The sequence below is a fragment of the Glycomyces lechevalierae genome, assembly GCF_027622945.1.
Classification (GTDB): Bacteria; Actinomycetota; Actinomycetes; order Mycobacteriales; family Micromonosporaceae; genus Glycomyces; species Glycomyces rutgersensis.
This window is the reverse complement of record NZ_JAPZVQ010000017.1, coordinates 76463-92727: the sequence shown is the minus strand read 5'-3', so window position 1 is coordinate 92727 and position 16265 is coordinate 76463. Positions and strand designations below refer to the sequence as shown.

Below are 16265 nucleotides of genomic sequence, written 5' to 3'. Positions count from 1 at the left end.
CTCCGCGGCCCCCCCCCCCGCGCCCCCCCCCCCCCCCCCGCCCGCCCCGCCCCCCCCCCCGCCCCCCCCCGCCCCGCGCCCCCCCACGCCAAGAGCGCTCACACCATCTCAGCCTTTCGCGACCTTCTCCAGGTCGGCGATGACCTCTGCGAGCGCGACCGGGTCGAGCGGGCCGTCCGGGAGCTGGACCGCCTCGATGACCTGCGCTTCATCGGCATCGAAGTACGGTCCGCCGATGTACCCGGGCGAGACGACCGCTTCGACTACGCCACCACCGGGCAGCCGCCGCGCGATCGCCCGCGTCCGGTTGTCCTCGCGCACCGCGTGCCAGCGCCCGCGAGTGAGGCCGTGCAGCGGCCCGGTCCTCGCCTTCCGGCCCTCGAAGCGGGTGAGCCGTCCGGCCCCGACCTCTGCCGGAGTCACCGCGTGGATTGGACGGCCGAGCTGGTCGAAGGGTTGCAGCACTGCATAATCGGCGAGCAGGCGGACCCATGCCGACAGCGAGTCGCCGAGCAGCACCGGGTGCGAGAGGCGGACGCGCGCGTCGTCAGGCAGCTCAACGGCGTCGTCCTCGACGTCCGCGAAGGTGCCGTCCTCGGCGATCCGGAACGCGGCGTCGGCCTGCCACACCAGGCGCCGCGCCAGCTCCCCCAGCATCGGATGGGCGACGAGGTACCGCCGGAACTCGGCGACCGACCAGGTGCGGCCGTCGGCCATCGCCCGCTCCAGCCGCTGGACCTGCTCGGCCGTGACCGCCGCGGTCGCGCGCTCGGGCACGAGCCTGTCGGCGAGCTGCTCGGCGTCCAGCCCCAGGCCCGCGGCGACGAGTTCGACCTGATTCTCCGCGGCCGCTTTGACCGCCTTGGAGCCCCGGAACTTCGTGAGGTGGTGGACGGCGCGCAGCGCGTCCTCGGACTCGACCGCGCCGAGCACTTCGAGCGCGTTCAACGCCCGCTTGGAAAGGCGCTGGTCGGGCCAGGCGCGGATGCGGGCTTCGAGGCGTTCGACCGTGCCCGCGTCGGCGAAGCGGGCGAGCTGCGTCAGCGCCCACGTGTCCTTCGCGGGCGCGTCGTTGATCTCCCAGGACTCGAAGACGGCCCACGAGAACGCGGCCAGGCTCGCGGGATCGCAGTGCTCCTTGACGATGCCGATGCCCGCGTAGGGAATCGCGAGCGAGTCGAGGCTCATCGCGCCGACGAGGTGGCCGACCGCAGCGCGCGGCAGCCTCGCTTCGCCGCCGCGCATGAGCACGGGCGTGCCGATGATCGGTTCGATCCACTCGGGAGTCTTCGGCGTCTTGCGGCCGTCCAGGTCGAGCGGGTCGACCGCGAGGATCGCGGCGACCGCCGACACCGCCTCCACGCCGTACGGTGCGGCCGCGGCGAGGACGGCGGCGTCGCCGAGTCGGCGGGCGACGTCGCGCAGCACCGCTTCGGCTGCCTTGCGCTGCTTGCCGCCCTTGCCGATCGCGTCGGGGGTGAGCCATGCGACCGCATCCGTCCCGTGCCGGTCGAGCCACGCGGTGACGCTGACCCGGGTGGAGCGCAGCCGTGCGAGCCAGTCGGCGGCGAGCCGGGCCGCCGCGACTCCGGCAATGGGCGGGAGCGCCCGGTGCAGGTTCGGGGACTTCGCCAGGGACGCAAGCACTCCGGCGGTGTCGCCTTCCGCCAGCCGCCGCTGGATCTCGTCGCCCTCGAGCCACGCCTCCTGTTCGCCGTCGCGCCAGCGCAACCCGTTCGCGCCGTCGAGAGGCTCGACCTCGACCACGACCTGCTTCCGCTTGGCGGCCTTGCGCTTCCAGGGCGGGCTCGCGAGGAAGTCGGGCAGCGCCGCGGCCTCGGGAGGGACGCCGTCGAGCCGCAGCAGCCGCTCGATCACGTCCTTGACCTCGGGTTCCGCTTCAATAATTGCGACCTCGAGCATCGGCGTCGTCACCGTCAGGTGCGCGAACCGCGACCGCAGGGACGGGCTCGCCCCGGGCGTCGAGCGTGCGAGGGCGCGCAGCATCCGGCGCGGGAAGCGTTCGGCGAAGTCTCGCGCGAACGGTCCGGTCCGCGCGGCTACCAGGTTCAAAAGCAGATAGTCGGCGACCGCGTCGCTGGGAAGCCCGCACAGCACGGCGTGCATGCTCTCCTTCCCCACGTGCTCATGGGTGTCGACGTCGAACGCGCCGAGGAGAAGCGGAGCGCAGTCGGCGCCGAATGCCTCCACGAGCGAGGCGACCGCATCGGAGTGGGCGTTGTGGCTCGGCGCCCTGCGGATCCCCGCCGCCGCCAACTGACCGATCGAAGAGGCGATGGAGATGAGCTGGTACTGGTCGTGCCAGGTCTTCGTCTCGCGCTCGTGCCATTCGGCGCACGCCTCCTCGGCCCAGTCCCGCTCGGTCGGCATGGCGTACGCGCGGGCCAGCCGCTGCTGATGGTTCCGGCCGAACGGCTCGAGCACCGCCCGGTACTGCCGGTACTCGGACTCCGGTCGGGCCGCAAGGAAGACGCGGAGATTCCGCGGCTCGGTGCGGGTCCACTGCGCGCCCCTCGGCTTCTCGGGCGAGAACCGGAACGCCGGCGAGTCCGGCCGGTACCGCGTCGGCGCGTAGACCTTCCCGGTGTGTTCACTCACGATCCGGATCTCGTACTGCCGCATGAGCGCAGCGACCGCGAACTCGGCCCCGTGCTCGACGATCCAGGCGTCGAACTGGCGATAGCGCTTGTGCACCTCGTACAGGCTCACGGTATCGGCCCCCACCTGGAACACGGCCGCGGCGCCCAACGGATCGGGCGCACCGTCGAGGTAGGCCCGCGCAGCAGTGGCGATGGCGGGCTCACTGGCGGGAGACTCGACGGCCGCACGGACCTGCTCCGCGGAACGCTCCCGAACCTGCGCCCAATGGCCTGCCATCGATGCATCCACTGTGTACGTGGCGACCCCCGACGGGAATCCGCGCCGAGCCACAGGCTGGAGTTCGAACGAACCGCGGTAATCGAGCCACGGCCTCGCAGGGTCACGGTCCTCATCAGGAAGCTGCACATCGGTCATGCCCGACATTCTGAACCCCCCGTGCCCGCCCCGCCCGCCCGACGGCTCGGCGACGGTCAGGCGGGTGCGCACCCTCATGGGCGCTCAGCGCGGCTACCGTTGTAGGGACCCGTTCTGGGGTGCAATGACCCTCAAACCTGAGAAGGATGCCGCTCATGGCGAGTACCGCTGAGATCAAGGCGCAGATCCAATCGGCGATCGAGCAAGCGAATGAGGCCATCGGACAGATCAACGCGGCGCAGCAGCAGATCGAGACGGCCGTGGGGGCCGGTGCCGCTGCCACGCAGGACACTTCGAGCTCGCTTCCCGGCGAGGCCCTCGGCCAATGGCAGCAGGCGAAGGAACGACTCGAGGAGACCGTGAACCTGGTGCTGGCCGCCAACACCGCGTTCGAGCAGTACTCCAACTCGATCTGACGACGGATCGGCCGGGCGTGCTCGCACCTCCGGCCGACCGCAGCGTGGACCATTGGGTTCCGTTCCATGCGTTCAGGCTTCACCAAGTCGCTCGAGGTTCGACGTCGGCGGCCAGGGGTCCACCCCTTCATCCACTACAGCCAGGCCTTGCGGCCATGCGGCACGTCTGACGTGCGTCGCTGCGGGCTACTTCGGATGCTGGCGAGTGAGCACCGCCGCAAGGGCAAGGTCGCCTGCAGCCGCGATGAGCTCGTCCGTGAGCGGGATGCCGTGGTCGATGAACAGGCCGCGAATCTCGAGTGTGAGCTGTTCGGCTTCATGCTCGGCGTGCGAAGTCACGGGCGCTTTCACGAAGGACCGCACCACCTCCGGCGGAAGGCGGACCTTGCCGGCGGTCGCGTGGTAGGCGTCGGGCATGGACTCCTCCATGATGCGGCCCTTTCCAGGTCGGCGGTGGCGCGTGGAACGGCGGCGACTGACGGGCGTCGCCCGTTCCGCTCCGATTGTTTCACGCGTTCGACCGTCTGCAACACACCATCCGAACTGCCTGTTCGAGAAGATCCGCTGCAGACTAGAACATCACCGCGCGGTTGGCGTGCTGCTCGGATTCGGGGCAGTAATAGAGCTGCAGGGTGTAGCCGCGGCCGATGACGACCTCGACCGGGTCGGCGAGGGCCCAGCCGGTCCCGGCCTCTTCGATCGGCTGCCAGCTTTGCGTCCCGCCGTCGAACTCTCCTGAGGCGGCCGTGAACAGCGGCAGTTGCTCAGTGCCGCACTCGCACAGCATCGGGAAAGGGTCGTAGATCCCCCAGTAGCCGCCGTGTCCCATGGTTTTCCATCCAGGGGCCAGGGCGGCATCCCAGGTGTAGGCGTTGCCGGTGCGTTCCTCCCAGATGCTGATCGATTTCCGCAACGGTTCGGGAAGGAGGAGCGTCTGCGGATACTCAGTCACTGTCTCCGGTTGCACGACACAGGTATTGGGAACGTACGAACTGGAGGCCACGGCGGGCCGGGGCGGATCGAGCAGCAGGCCGTTGATCTCGCTGGTGCGACGCCACCGGAGCTGGAACTCCGGGTTGTACGGCGTCTCGGTGTCGGGATGGTCGCGAGGACACCAGAGGATCTGGAGCAGCTCGTATCGATCAGCGAACGGCAGCCCGGGCACGTCTTTGTAGTAGAGCTGCGCGACAGGGATGAGCGGTTGTGGGGCGTTGTCCGAGGCGTGTTCAAGCCGCCGCTCGTGCATACGCCGGTGTTCGGCGCCCATGTCGACTCGCTCGCCGTGCGCCGTGCACCGGTCCGGGTCCTGCACGTGATCTCGGAGAGCGACGATGTGGTCGAATGCCTCGTCGCTCACGTCTTCGTGTTCGAGCGCGCATACCGGCCAGGGCTCCTCTTCCGGCCACAGCAGCGGTCCCGCAACCGAGCTGTCGTGCACACCGGGACGGCCCGGGCGCGGATGGAGCCGCACGGCCGGACGGGCGAGGCCGGTGAGCGCGGGGAAGAGCTCGAGAATGTCGTGGGGGCGCGGCGGGGTCGTGAGGGCCATGGCAGTGTTTCTGTCCAGGAGGGATGGGTTGAAGGATCATATCCCCATGGTCAGCCGGGATAGGTCGGCCATTCGCCGCCCTCGGCGTCATATTCGCTCGGGTCGGCTTCACCCATCTCAAGGACCCACACGGGCGTCCCTGGCGAGTCGAAGTCGTCATCGAGCCACTGCATGACGATCAAGGGGATGCTGCCGTCCGCGAGGCGACGCGGAGGTTCGAGATGCAGCTCGGCGACGGCGTACTCGCCGAGCGCACGCGAGTCCAAACCAGCGGCGTCCTGGGCGTGAAGGGACTCCAGAAGCGCAGGATCGTCAGTGACAAGGTACTCAGTCATCGCACCGCCTCTCCTGTGCCGCGGTACACGAACCGGCTGACGGCTCCATTCTGCCGCGTGACCCACACGCGGAGTGTGCTCCCACTCGGGAGAATTTTCGCAATGTTCGCATCGCATCGCCATTCGCTGCGGTCTTCGGTGCCGCACGGCGGGATGTTGATGTACAAGACGGCCTCCTTGAGCTGGTGTTGGCGCATGACTGCGGCTGCGTGCCCTTCGATGTGCCAGCGCGTGGTCATCCGCTCGTCGGACGCCCAGGGTTCACGCAGGTCCGCGGCGGTATCGGCTGGTCCGGGACCAGCTCGGACAGTCCCGGAGATGGGGCGGCCCTGCGTGTCGTAGAGCCGTCCGCGGGCGGCGACGCGCCCGTTGCGGTTCACCGGCCAGCCGACGTTCCTGGTCTGCTCGATACAGGTGCGGTGGGGCCGGTCGGGCCGGAAACCGGCAAGGGGCGGATGCGACTCCCAAGGCCGCTCCGGCCGGTCACCGGCAACCGGCGCTGGTGGGGCGCCGCTGCCGGCGCCGGCGCCGCCCAGGAGCGGCCCGGCGATGTACTGCTCCATCGCATCGGCGCCGGCGGCGATGAGCCCTTGAGACTCAGTCAAGCGCCGTTGTGCGTGGTGCAAATGCGTCAGGCCCGTACCGGCAAGTGCATTCGCAGAGCCGGTGGTTGCGGCATCTGCGGCGCGAGCCGCCTGCTCAATCTGGTCCTGGATGTTCTTCAGGGACGTCGATGTCGTTCGAACGTCGCTGATGATGGCGCGCAGGTACGCTAATAGGTCGCTGAGTCCGGACATGACGGCCTCCCAGTGCACGAGCCACCAGGATACGAACGAACACGCACGGTCACAACCCTTCGGAACGTGCCAGTTTGTCTCCACTGCAGGCGCCGAGGCGAGTCGCGCCGATCAACGACTTCCTTGCAACGCTCGCGCCTGGCCCGGGCGGACACTCATGCGACAGTGAAGAGACCAGACCTCTTCTCCCAAGTTGATGTCATCGTGGCTTTGACGGCGTTGCATCCTGACCTTGGCGTACTTGACACGAGCGGCGCTCCGTGCCACGTGAGCAGCGGCAAGAGCGCCGTTCCGAACCGGCCGTCTCCTGCTGCAGCGAACGGTACGACCTTGTGGAACCTTCGTCCTTGCGCGACAATGCTCTTCAGGTGTCGATACTGGAGGTGCCGTGGCGACCTGCCGCATCTGTGACAACCGTTCCGTCCGGGCCCCAGGGGAAGTGTGCGACGTATGTTCAGGGAACATCGTTGCTCGCGCAGCCGGAAGGGACGTCGATGAGAACGATCCTGCGGTGCGCGAGTTCGACGCGGAGATGGCGAAGTTCGGTCTTCCCCCGTCGCCTTCCCAGCGAACGCAACCCAATGCTGGCTGCGTCATTCTGCTGGTTGGTGTCGCAGCGATCCCTGTCATCATGGCGGCGTTGGGTGTACTTGCCCTCGTCGCGTGACGTGCATGGCGGGCGTCAAGGCGTTCCTGACGCTCCCTGACGGGCGCTTCCTCGTCGTCCGCCACGCCTACGGCGACCCGACCCGGTGGGGGCTGCCCGGCGGCGGGTACCGGCCCGGCCGGGAGACGCCGCAGCAGGCCGTCGCCCGCGAAGTCGCCGAGGAGCTTCACATCGACGTGGCACCGAACGCGTTCGCAGTGGTCGACCGGGCCGTGTCAACGCTGGAAGGCAAGCGGGACACGGTGACGATCCTGACCGCGGCAGCGGTGGAGGAGGCGTTCACGCTCGCCCCTGAGATCGCCGAAGCCCGCTGGATTCACGGCCTAACCGACCTCGGCACGGCCCCGGTCTCCCGTTGGCTGCGATCGGCGTTGGCGCTCACCAGGCAATAGACTGTGCATCCCGGTCTCCCGCGACGGAAAGAGGGTTCACATGGCGTCTGAAGTCGTCGTCGTGCACGCCAACGAGGATCCGCCGGAATCATGGGACGCCGCCGTCTTCCTCGCCGGGCCCCTGCCGAGGTCAGTCGAGGTCCCGTCCTGGGGACCCCAGGCGGTCGCGTACCTGCGCGAGCAATGGCGCCAGGACGGCCGCCTGGTCGTCTTCACACCGGAACTGCGCGAAGGCGTCCTCGCCGACTACACGGGCCAGGTGGCGTGGGAGCACCGTGGACTGAACCGCGCCGACGTCATCCTGTTCTGGGTCCCGCGCGACCTCGTGACCATGCCCGCGTTCACCACGAACATCGAGTTCGGGACCTGGTTCGACTCAGGGAAGATCGTGCTCGGCGCTCCGGCGGCCGCGCCGAAGAACGAGTACCTGCAGGAGCTGGCCGCAGCAGCGGGAGCACCGGTCGTCGACACGCTCGACCAGGCCGTGGAAGCCGCCCTCGGCATGATCGGCGGGGGCGCGCGCCGGACCGGCGGGGAGCGTTCGGTGCCGCTGCACGTGTGGCGCACCGAGAGCTTCCAGTCCTGGCACGTCGCCCAGCGCGACGCCGGCAACCGGCTCGAAGACGCCCGCGTCGAGTGGACGTTCCGTGTCGGTCCCGAGCGCGGGTGCATCTTCTACTGGGCACTGCACGTCCAGATGTGGGTCGCGGCCGAGGAACGCGTCAAGTCGAACGAAGTCGTCATCTCCAGGCCGGACACCTCGCAGGTCGTGCTGTACCGCCGCGGGGCCACGCTCGAGGACACGACCGTGGTCCTAGTGCGCGAGTTCCGCTCCCCCGCGGCCACAAAGGACGGATTCGTGCACGAACTGCCCGGCGGCAGCGGCACGAGCGGCACCCCTGCGGCCCAGGCCGTTGCGGAAGTCCGCGAGGAAACCGGCCTCGCCATCGCCGCAGACCGGCTCCGGCCCTTGGGATCCCGCCAAGTCGCGCCCACGGTCATCGCGCACCGCGCGCACCTGTTCGCCGCCGAGATCACCGCCGACGAGCTCGATCGGCTCCGCGCCCACCAGGGCACCCCGCACGGGGCGGGCGGCACCGAGCGCACGTGGATCGAGATCAGCACCTACGGCGACCTGCTGGAGAGCGGACTCGTCGACTGGTCGACGCTCGGCATGGTCACCCGCGCCCTGGCCCTCGGCCGAACCGCGACGGGCACCTGATCACCGGCGCACCGACTCGTGTCGACCTTCCGACAGCCGACCGGTCCCCTTGGGACCCGCGTTTGTCGGCGCCTGCTGGGATGATGCGTCCCGGGCAGTGCAGGACTCGACGGTCGGGAGGCCAAGTGCGGCGATGGTGGGCGTTCATTCCGAAGCAGCGGCGGGCCGAGGCAGCGCCGGAAGCGGATCTCCCGGAGCTGGAGGACTCGGCCTGGTACATGCACGCGGCGGAGGCCGAGTCGGCGTCGTTCTGGCGCATGGCGCGCAAGCTTCCCTCCCTTGCGGCCGAAGCGATCGCGCTCGCGTGGCGGGCGGACCGATGGCTGACCGTGCTCGCGCTCGGGTTGAACCTGGCCGCCGGGGTGCTGACGACGACGGCGCTCCTCGGGGTCGCGGACGTGACCGCGCAGTTGTTCTCGGCCGAGCCGACCACCGACCGGATCCTCGCCGCGCTCCCGGCGGTCTTCCTGGTCGCGGCGGCGACCGCGGGGCGGACGGTCCTCGGGGTCGCGGCGGGCTGGGCGCAGCAGCGCCTCACCCCGCTGGTGCAGAACAGCATCGAGGCCCGGTTCTTCGAACTGTCGACACAGGTGCCGCGCGCGGCATGGGATGAGGACGCCTACCAGGACATCATCGAACAGTGCCGCCAGCGCGGCGTCCGCGCCGTCGTCGAACTCGTGGGGGACACCGTCGACCTCGTGACCGGCGTGGTCACCGTGGCCGCGGTCGGCGTCGCCCTCGTCGTCCTGAACCCGGTCCTGCTGGTGCTGCTGTTCCTCGCGGCGATCCCCTCCGGTTGGGCGGCGGTCCGCTCCGCACGCCTGCAGTACATCGCCAGCAGGTCGCGGGTCTCACGCCGGCGCCGCATGTGGGTGTACGAGATGCTGATGGCGTCGGAGTACACCGCCGACGAGGTCCGCGTCATGGAACTCGGTCCGTGGCTGCGGGGCCAGTACCGCATCATGGTCGCGGCCGAGACGGAGGCGGACTTCGCGGTGATCCGGCAGCAGACGTGGACGCGGCTGGCCGGGAGCACGGCCTCGGGGATCGCGCTCGGCGGCGTGTACGCGGCGCTGTTGGCGATGATCGGGACGGGCATGGTCCCGCTCGCCGCGGCCGCGGCCGCCGTCGTGGCGCTCCAGTCCGGCGGCCAGGCGATGCGCACGCTCATGGTCGCGATCAACACCGCCTATGAGGACTCCTTGTACGCCGAGGCGGTGAAGGAGTTCGAGCGGGCGAGCAGCGAGCACATCGAGACCCAGCCGCATCGGCTCGCGCTCGGCACGGCCGCGGAGCCGCTGCCTTCGCCCGGGCGCATCAGCGTCGAAGACGTGTCGTTCACGTACCCGGGTGCGGACGACCCGTCGCTGCGGCACGTGTCGCTCGAGATCGAACGCGGCCAGACGGTCGCGCTCGTCGGCGAGAACGGCTCGGGCAAGACCACGCTCGCGAAACTCCTCGCGGGCCTGTACGCGCCTTCGTCGGGCCGGATCCGCTGGGACGGGCGGGATCTCGCGGCCGTCGACCCTGCCTTGTGGCGCACGCACGTTTCGGTGATCGGCCAGGTGATCTACCACTGGCCGCTCGGCGCCGGCACCAACGTCCGCATCGGCCGCACCGAAGCCGACCCCGACCAGGACGCGATCGTGCAGGCGGCGAGAACCGGTGGCGCCCACGACATGATCATGAAGCTCGAGCACGGCTACGGGACCCTGCTGTCGAAGATGTTCAAAGGCGGCACGATGCTCTCCGGCGGCCAGTGGCAGCGCATCTCCGCCGCGCGGGGCCTGTTCCGCGACCCGGACGCGAAAGGCGTCCTCATCTGCGACGAACCGTCGGCCGCGCTCGACGCCCTCGCCGAGGCACATCTCTTCGCCGCGTTGCAGGAACGGGCCGGGCAGGGCATCACCATCCTCATCTCGCACCGGCTCTCGGGAGTCCGCAGCGCCGACCTCATCGTGGTCCTCGACGAAGGCCGCATCATCGAGTCGGGGAACCACGACGAGCTCATGGCGGTCGGCGGCCGGTACGCGTCCATGTTCGACCTGCAGGCCGCGTCGTACCTCGGCTGAGCGGGCCGACTCAGTCCTGTCCGAGCGCCCGCGAGGTCGCGGTGCCGCGCATGCCCGACACGGGGCCCTCGTAGAGGACCCGTCCGCCGTGGCGGCCTGCCCCCGGGCCCAGGTCGACGATCCAGTCGGCGCGGCGGATCACGTCCAGGTTGTGCTCGATGACGACGACGGTGTGCCCGCGGTCGACCAGTTGGAACAGCACTTCGACGAGGGTGTCGATGTCGCGCAGGTGCAGGCCGGTGGTCGGCTCGTCCAGGACGTACAGCGACGGCTCGGCGGCGTCGTGCAGTTCCCGCGCGATCTTGACGCGCTGGCACTCGCCGCCCGAGAGCGTCGTGAGCGGCTGCCCGAGGCGCAGGTAGCCGAGCCCGACCCGGTCGAGGTGGTGCAGCGCCTTGCGGATCGCCCGGTCTTCGAGGCGCTCGAGCGCGTCGGCGATGGTCAGGTCGTCGATGTCGGCGATCGTGAGGCCCTCGACCCGGTGCCGCAGCACCTCGTCGGTGAACCGGCGCCCGCCGCACCGCGCGCACACGGTCTCCTGGCCTTCCATGAACGCGAGGTCGGTGTAGACGACCCCGAGCCCCTTGCATTCGGGGCACGCGCCTTCGGAATTGGCGCTGAAGTACTTGGCGGGCAGCCCGCTCGCCTTCGCGAACAGGCGGCGGACCGGCGTGGCGATCCCGGTGTAGGTGATCGGCGTCGACCGGCGGTTGGCGCCGACCGGGCGCTGGTCCACGACGATCGCGCCGTGCTGATCGACCAGTTCGGCCGCCAGGCTCGACTTCCCCGAGCCGGCGACGCCGGAGAGCACGGTCAGCACGCCGGTCGGGAAGTCGACCGTCAAGTCCTGCAAGTTGTTCCGCTCCGCGTGCTTGACGGTGATGACGTCGGCGGCCTCGCGCGGCGCGGCGGCGACCGGTGCCCGGTCGGCGAGGGCGAGCGCCGTCGGCGTCCCGGCCCGGCGAAGCTGGTCGAACGTCCCCTGGAAGACCACGTGCCCGCCGTCGGCGCCCGCGTCGGGGCCGATCTCGACGATCTGGTCCGCGACCGCCATGACGGCCGGGTCGTGCTCGACGACGAGCACCGTGTTCCCCTTGTCCCGCAACCGGCCCAGGATCCCGGTCATGGCGTCCACGTCCTGCGGGTGCAGTCCGACCGTGGGCTCGTCGAAGATGTACAGCATCTCGATCAGGCTGCTGCCCAAGTGCTTCACGGTCTTTACCCGCTGGGACTCGCCGCCGGAGAGGCTCGTCGTGGACCGCCCCAGGTGCAGGTAGCCGAGGCCGATGCCGTCCATCGCGCGCAGGCGCTCCACGAGCGCCGACACGACCGGCGCCACTGCGGCCTCCTCGATCCCCGTGAGGAAGTCGGGGAGTTCCGCGACCTCCATGGACGCCAGCTCGCCGATGGTGCGGCCGCGCACCGTCACGGCCCGGGCCTCGGCGTGCAGCCGGTCGCCCGCGCACTCGGGGCACGTCCCGGATCGCGTGAACCGGTTGATGGTCTCCTGCTTCCGGTCCGAGAGGTGGTCGGCGGTGCGCAGGTAGATCCGCTCGAACCATTCGACCAGGCCCTCGAAGTCGGCCGGCGGCCTCGTCTCGAGCCCGGCGGCGTGCTCGCCGCCGTACAGCAGCGCGAGGCGCTCGCCCTCGGTCCAGTCGCGCACCGGCGTGTCGAGCGGGAACGCCCCGGCGTCGACGTACTTGGCGTGCCAGTAGCCGCCGTCCACGATGCCGGGCAGGAGGATCGCGCCGTTCCGCAGTGTCCTGTCGGGGTCGAGGAACGAGGCGACGTCGATCGCCACGGTCTCGCCGAGTCCCGAGCACGTCGGGCACATGCCCGCAGGGTCGTTGAAGGAGAACCGGTTCGACTCGCCGAGCTGCGGCGAGCCGGCCCGCGAGTACAGCAGCCGCAGGTACGTCCAGGTGTCGGTGATGGTCCCGACGGTCGACCTGGCGTTCCCGCCCAGGCGGCGCTGGTCGATCACCACCACCGGCGACAGCCCCGAGATCTCGTCCGCCTCGGGCCGGGTCCATTTCGGCATCCGGTTCCGCAGGAACGGCGGGTACGTCTCGTTGACCTGATGGCCGGCCTCGGCGGCGATCGTGTCGAACACCAGTGAGGACTTCCCGGAGCCGGACACGCCCGCGAACACGGTCATCTTCCCGCGCGGGACGTCCAGGTCGAGTGACTTGAGGTTGTTGGACCGGGCGCTGCGGATGCGGATCATTCGCTCGTTCATCCCCTCGACGCTAAACCCAGATGCGGCCGGATCCTGACCGCGATTTCGGGGAGACTGAAGGGCATGCAGGATGTCACCCGCCGGATGCTCGCTCTCCTTGCGACGCTGCAGACCGGCCGCTCGTTCGGCGGCGCCGAACTCGCGGCGCGGCTCGGCGTCAGCCCCCGGACGCTGCGGCGCGACGTCGACCGCCTGCGCGAATACGGCTACCCCGTCGAGACCCGCCCCGGGCCCGGCGGCCACTACCGGCTCACGGCCGGCACCGCGATGCCGCCGCTCATGCTCGAGGACGACGAGGCCATCGCGATCCTCCTCGGCCTCGCCGCGCTCGCGGCGACCGGCAGCGCCGACGCAGGCTCGGTGGACGAGGCGGCCACCCGCGCCTACGGGAAGGTCGACCAGTACCTGCCCAAACGCCTCCGCCACCGGATCGCGCGGCTGCGCGCCAGCCTGGAGACCGGCGACGTGCTCGCCCCGAGCACCAGCGCCGGCGACCTCGGCGAGCTCGCCGACGCGATCGCGGCCCGCCAGATCGTCATGTTCGATTACGAGCGCAAGGACGGCGCGGTCTCGTCCCGGCGCGTCGAACCCCACCGGCAACTCCACCACCTCCAGCGCTGGTTCCTCCTCGCCTGGGACCTCGACCGCGGCGACTGGCGGACCTTCCGCACCGACCGCATCCGCGGCCTGCGCCTCTCCACCAACCGGTTCCAACCGCGGCCCTCCCCGCCGGCGATGGACTACCTCGTCGAAGGCATCGACCGGAACCGCCGACCGGTGGCCTTCGTCGTCGAGGCCCCACCGGGGCCGGTCGCCGAGGCGTTCCGCCACGACACCGTCGAACTCACCGCACTCGACGACGGCCGCACCCGCGTCGCCCTGCGCCTCGACACCTGGCAATGGCCGCTCGTCGCCCTCGCGTTCCTCGACGCGGACTTCACCATCGAAGCGCCGGACGACTTCGTGCAGGGCTTCCACCGCTTCGCCGAACGGTTGCGCGCCGCCGCCGGCTGACGCAGCGACCCCTTGCGCCCCAGCAGGTTCAGGCGGGACCGGTCCCGGGGCGGGCGTGCCACGCTGAACGCGTCGCAGCGAAGGGAGGCGGGCATGTCGGTCGGAAGCGGGGAGGTACCCGACACGGGACTGGCCGCGTACGGGGACACGGACCTGTACCGGCGCAACGCCATTCGGCTCAGCGGCCTGCCGGTGGACGCCACGTTGCGGCAGGTGCGGCGCCGGCCGGAGAGATCGAGGTGGCCCAGCGGCTCGGCGAACCGGCCCCGGTCCGCAAGGAGGCCCCCGCGCGCTCCCCGCGCCCCGACGCCGAAGCGGTGCTGGAGGCGCTGCAGCGGATCAACGACCCGCGCCGCCGCCTCGTCGAGGAATGGTTCCGGCTGTGGCCCACCGGAAGGCGAGGCGGCACCGAGACGCAGGTCCGCCATCCAGCTCAACGGCCTGCTCGACACCACTCACGGCACGGGCGGGCCCCGGCTGCCCTGGAGCGGGGTGAAAGACCGCTGACGGTGCCCGCCATCATCGGCGATCGCTGACAGCCCCGTGCGGCTCAGGCCATCGCGTCGCGCACCTTGGCGGTGTCGGTGAACTGCTCGAAGCGGACGATGAGGCCGCCCCGGACCACGAAGTGGTGTGCGACGCGCACGTCGATGTCCTTGCCGGTGGCCTTGTTCCGGGCGGTGTAGCGGGCGAGGACCACGACGTTCTCGCCGTCGACCACATAGGTGTCGTCGTGGGCGGTCCAGCCGTCCCAGTCCGCGCCGAGGCGCTCCATCACGTTCGCGGTGACGCCCTCGGGGGTCCGATAGGTACCTGCGAGCGGGAACCCGGCCATCTCGGTCCACTCGACATCGGGCGCGAGCGTGGCGCGCAGCGCCTCGAGGTCGCCCGCGGCGGAGGCGAGGTACTGGCGGCGGACCACGTCGCGCGGGTCGGCGGACTCGTTCAGCCCCATGCCATCTCGCCCTTCGCGACCTTGCCGCCGATCTGCGCGGCGACGAGGAGTTCGGCGTCGGGGTAGCGGCGCACGAGCTCGGCGGTGACGGCCGCGCCGTCGGGCTGCTCCCGCAGGACTTCTTCGAACGCGTTCAGGTAGCCGCGGGTGTGGCGGACGGCCTCGACCGTGGCCGGCGCGCCCGGGGCGCGGTGGCCGGGGACGACGAGTTCCGGTGCCAGCGCCTCCATCTCGTCGAGCACGCCGCGCCAGACCGCGCGGGCGTCGGCGTCGGTGTCGGCGGTCCACACGTGCTGTCCGGCGAACACCATGACGCCGCCGAGGATCGCGCGCTGGTCGGCCTGCCACAGGTAGTGCCGGTCGGCCAGGCCTTCCTTGCCGCCCTTGAGTTCGAAGACGTGTCCTTCGAGTTCGAGGTCGCCGGTGAGCGGTTCGAGTTCGATCAGGCGGGTGGGCAGGTTCGCGCCGGAGGCGGCCCAGGCTTTGCGCTTGCCTTCGTAGGAGTGCTTGATGTGGTCGATGACCGGCGGCGTGGCGACGAAGCGCGCCTCGGGGAAGGCGTCGGCGAGGACTTCGGCGCCGAAGTAGAAGTCGGGGTCGCCGTGGCTGACGACCACCGTGGTCAGGGTCTTGCCGGAGTCGAGGACGGCGGCGGCGAGGCGGTGGCCGTCGGCGCGGGTGAAGGCCGCGTCGATCAGGAGGGCGTCGTGCTCGCCGGTGACGAGTGTGGCGGTCTTGGCCTTGTTCCCGGCCGGGAAGTCGAGGTCGAGAATCGTGAATTCGAGCGTGCTCATGCCCTGCTCCTCGTAAGGTGCGTGGAGGCCCGCCGTCTGCGGGCCGCCTTCATCTTACGAAAGAGTATCTGATTAGTCAGACATTCCCGCTTGCCCGTGCTCGGTTCTCGGTCGCAGCGGGGTCAGCGCAGGCGCGGGATCGCGTCCCGGGCCGCATGGCTGAGTTTCCGCAGGTCCTCGGCGAACCACTCGCGATGCTCGGCAGGGATCGGCGCCACGAAGTACCGCTCGATGTTCTCCCGGTGCACCCGCGTGGCCTCGACGGCCTTCCGCTCGCCGGCTTCGGTCAGCCGCACCAGCCGACCGCGCCGGTCGTCGGGGTTGTCGCCGCGCGCGACCAGGCCGAGCGCCTCCATCCGGTCGATCAGCCGGGTCACGCCTCCGGTGGTGAGCACCTGTTCGCGGCTGATCGCCCGCATCGGCATCCCGGCCTCGCCCTCCCGGGCGAGGATCAGCAGCACCTCGTACATCAGGTGCGAGATCCCGCATTCCTCCTCAATGGCCCGCCCGAGCAGGTACTCCAACCGGTTCGCGGCCCCCAGCAGCCGCCCGAAGGCCAGCACCAGGCCGTCGTCGGCGGCCTCCTTGGCCGTCGTGATCTCCTCGCCCACAGCACTCCCCCATCGCCGACCCCAAAGATACGAGAGCGATCACCGCGTTGTCTCACGGAGACGGCACAGGGCGGCGGGGGGGGGGGGGCGGGGGGCGCCCCCCCCCCCCCCGGGGGGGCGCCGGGGGGGGGGGGGGGGGGGGGGGGGGGGAGTTGTGCGGGGG

16 protein-coding genes are annotated in these 16265 nt (G+C 70.5%); 7 read left to right on the top strand and 9 right to left on the bottom strand.

Going from position 1 to position 16265, the window contains the following annotated elements; genetic code table 11:
• Positions 1-108 precede the first annotated feature (108 nt).
• Positions 109-2898 (bottom strand): DUF4132 domain-containing protein, encoded by a 2790-nt coding sequence (locus O2L01_RS21670; protein WP_270124126.1) that lies wholly within the window; start codon positions 2896-2898, stop codon positions 109-111.
• A gap of 293 nt (positions 2899-3191) precedes the next feature.
• Between O2L01_RS21670 and O2L01_RS21665 the strand changes: the two genes are divergently transcribed.
• Complete coding sequence (locus O2L01_RS21665; RefSeq protein WP_270124125.1) at positions 3192-3452, top strand: hypothetical protein; 261 nt, start codon at positions 3192-3194, stop codon at positions 3450-3452.
• Positions 3453-3638: 186 nt separating this feature from the next.
• On the opposite strand, the gene O2L01_RS21660 is transcribed toward O2L01_RS21665, so the two are convergent.
• From O2L01_RS21660 to O2L01_RS21645, 4 genes are all read right to left on the bottom strand, one after another.
• Positions 3639-3869, bottom strand: a complete 231-nt coding sequence (locus tag O2L01_RS21660; protein ID WP_270124124.1) for a hypothetical protein — start codon at positions 3867-3869, stop codon at positions 3639-3641.
• A gap of 154 nt (positions 3870-4023) precedes the next feature.
• Positions 4024-5001 (bottom strand): hypothetical protein, encoded by a 978-nt coding sequence (locus O2L01_RS21655; RefSeq protein WP_270124123.1) that lies wholly within the window; start codon positions 4999-5001, stop codon positions 4024-4026.
• 50 nt (positions 5002-5051) lie between these two features.
• A complete protein-coding gene (locus O2L01_RS21650; protein ID WP_270124122.1) occupies positions 5052-5336 on the bottom strand; it encodes a hypothetical protein in 285 nt (94 codons plus the stop codon).
• The gene (locus O2L01_RS21645; protein ID WP_270124121.1) at positions 5333-6133 is read right to left on the bottom strand and encodes a DddA-like double-stranded DNA deaminase toxin; all 801 of its coding nucleotides are present in this window, start codon (positions 6131-6133) and stop codon (positions 5333-5335) included. The genes O2L01_RS21650 and O2L01_RS21645 overlap by 4 nt, the downstream gene beginning before the upstream one ends.
• 511 nt (positions 6134-6644) lie before the next feature.
• On the opposite strand from O2L01_RS21645, the gene O2L01_RS21640 reads away from it, so the two are divergent.
• The 4 genes from O2L01_RS21640 (at position 6645) to O2L01_RS21625 (ending at position 10486) form a co-directional block, all read left to right on the top strand.
• A complete protein-coding gene (locus O2L01_RS21640) occupies positions 6645-6800 on the top strand; it encodes a hypothetical protein (RefSeq protein WP_270124120.1) in 156 nt (51 codons plus the stop codon).
• 5 nt (positions 6801-6805) lie between these two features.
• The gene (locus O2L01_RS21635) at positions 6806-7192 is read left to right on the top strand and encodes an NUDIX hydrolase (protein WP_270124119.1); all 387 of its coding nucleotides are present in this window, start codon (positions 6806-6808) and stop codon (positions 7190-7192) included.
• Positions 7193-7232: 40 nt separating this feature from the next.
• The gene (locus tag O2L01_RS21630; RefSeq protein ID WP_270124118.1) at positions 7233-8414 is read left to right on the top strand and encodes a nucleoside 2-deoxyribosyltransferase domain-containing protein; all 1182 of its coding nucleotides are present in this window, start codon (positions 7233-7235) and stop codon (positions 8412-8414) included.
• 125 nt (positions 8415-8539) lie between these two features.
• Entirely contained in the window at positions 8540-10486 is a 1947-nt protein-coding gene (locus tag O2L01_RS21625) for an ABC transporter ATP-binding protein (protein WP_270124117.1), read from the top strand.
• Between the two features lie 10 nt (positions 10487-10496).
• Here O2L01_RS21625 and O2L01_RS21620 read toward each other — a convergent pair whose 3' ends face one another.
• A complete protein-coding gene (locus O2L01_RS21620; protein WP_270124116.1) occupies positions 10497-12728 on the bottom strand; it encodes an excinuclease ABC subunit UvrA in 2232 nt (743 codons plus the stop codon).
• 63 nt (positions 12729-12791) lie between these two features.
• Here O2L01_RS21620 and O2L01_RS21615 point away from each other — a divergent pair, with 63 nt between their 5' ends.
• Both O2L01_RS21615 and O2L01_RS21610 read left to right on the top strand, forming a co-directional pair.
• On the top strand, positions 12792-13742 hold the full coding sequence (locus O2L01_RS21615) for a helix-turn-helix transcriptional regulator (protein ID WP_270124115.1): 951 nt from the start codon (positions 12792-12794) through the stop codon (positions 13740-13742).
• 239 nt (positions 13743-13981) lie between these two features.
• Positions 13982-14278 (top strand): hypothetical protein, encoded by a 297-nt coding sequence (locus O2L01_RS21610; RefSeq protein ID WP_270124114.1) that lies wholly within the window; start codon positions 13982-13984, stop codon positions 14276-14278.
• Positions 14279-14292: 14 nt separating this feature from the next.
• Here O2L01_RS21610 and O2L01_RS21605 read toward each other — a convergent pair whose 3' ends face one another.
• The 3 genes from O2L01_RS21605 to O2L01_RS21595 form a co-directional block, all read right to left on the bottom strand.
• On the bottom strand, positions 14293-14697 hold the full coding sequence (locus O2L01_RS21605; protein ID WP_270124113.1) for a nuclear transport factor 2 family protein: 405 nt from the start codon (positions 14695-14697) through the stop codon (positions 14293-14295).
• Entirely contained in the window at positions 14688-15491 is an 804-nt protein-coding gene (locus O2L01_RS21600) for an MBL fold metallo-hydrolase (RefSeq protein WP_270124112.1), read from the bottom strand. Before O2L01_RS21600 ends, O2L01_RS21605 begins: the two co-directional genes overlap by 10 nt.
• A gap of 122 nt (positions 15492-15613) precedes the next feature.
• Positions 15614-16102 carry a MarR family winged helix-turn-helix transcriptional regulator gene (locus O2L01_RS21595; RefSeq protein WP_270124111.1) on the bottom strand — a complete coding sequence of 163 codons (489 nt, stop codon included), beginning with the start codon at positions 16100-16102 and terminating at the stop codon, positions 15614-15616.
• Between the last annotated feature and the right edge of the window lie 163 nt (positions 16103-16265).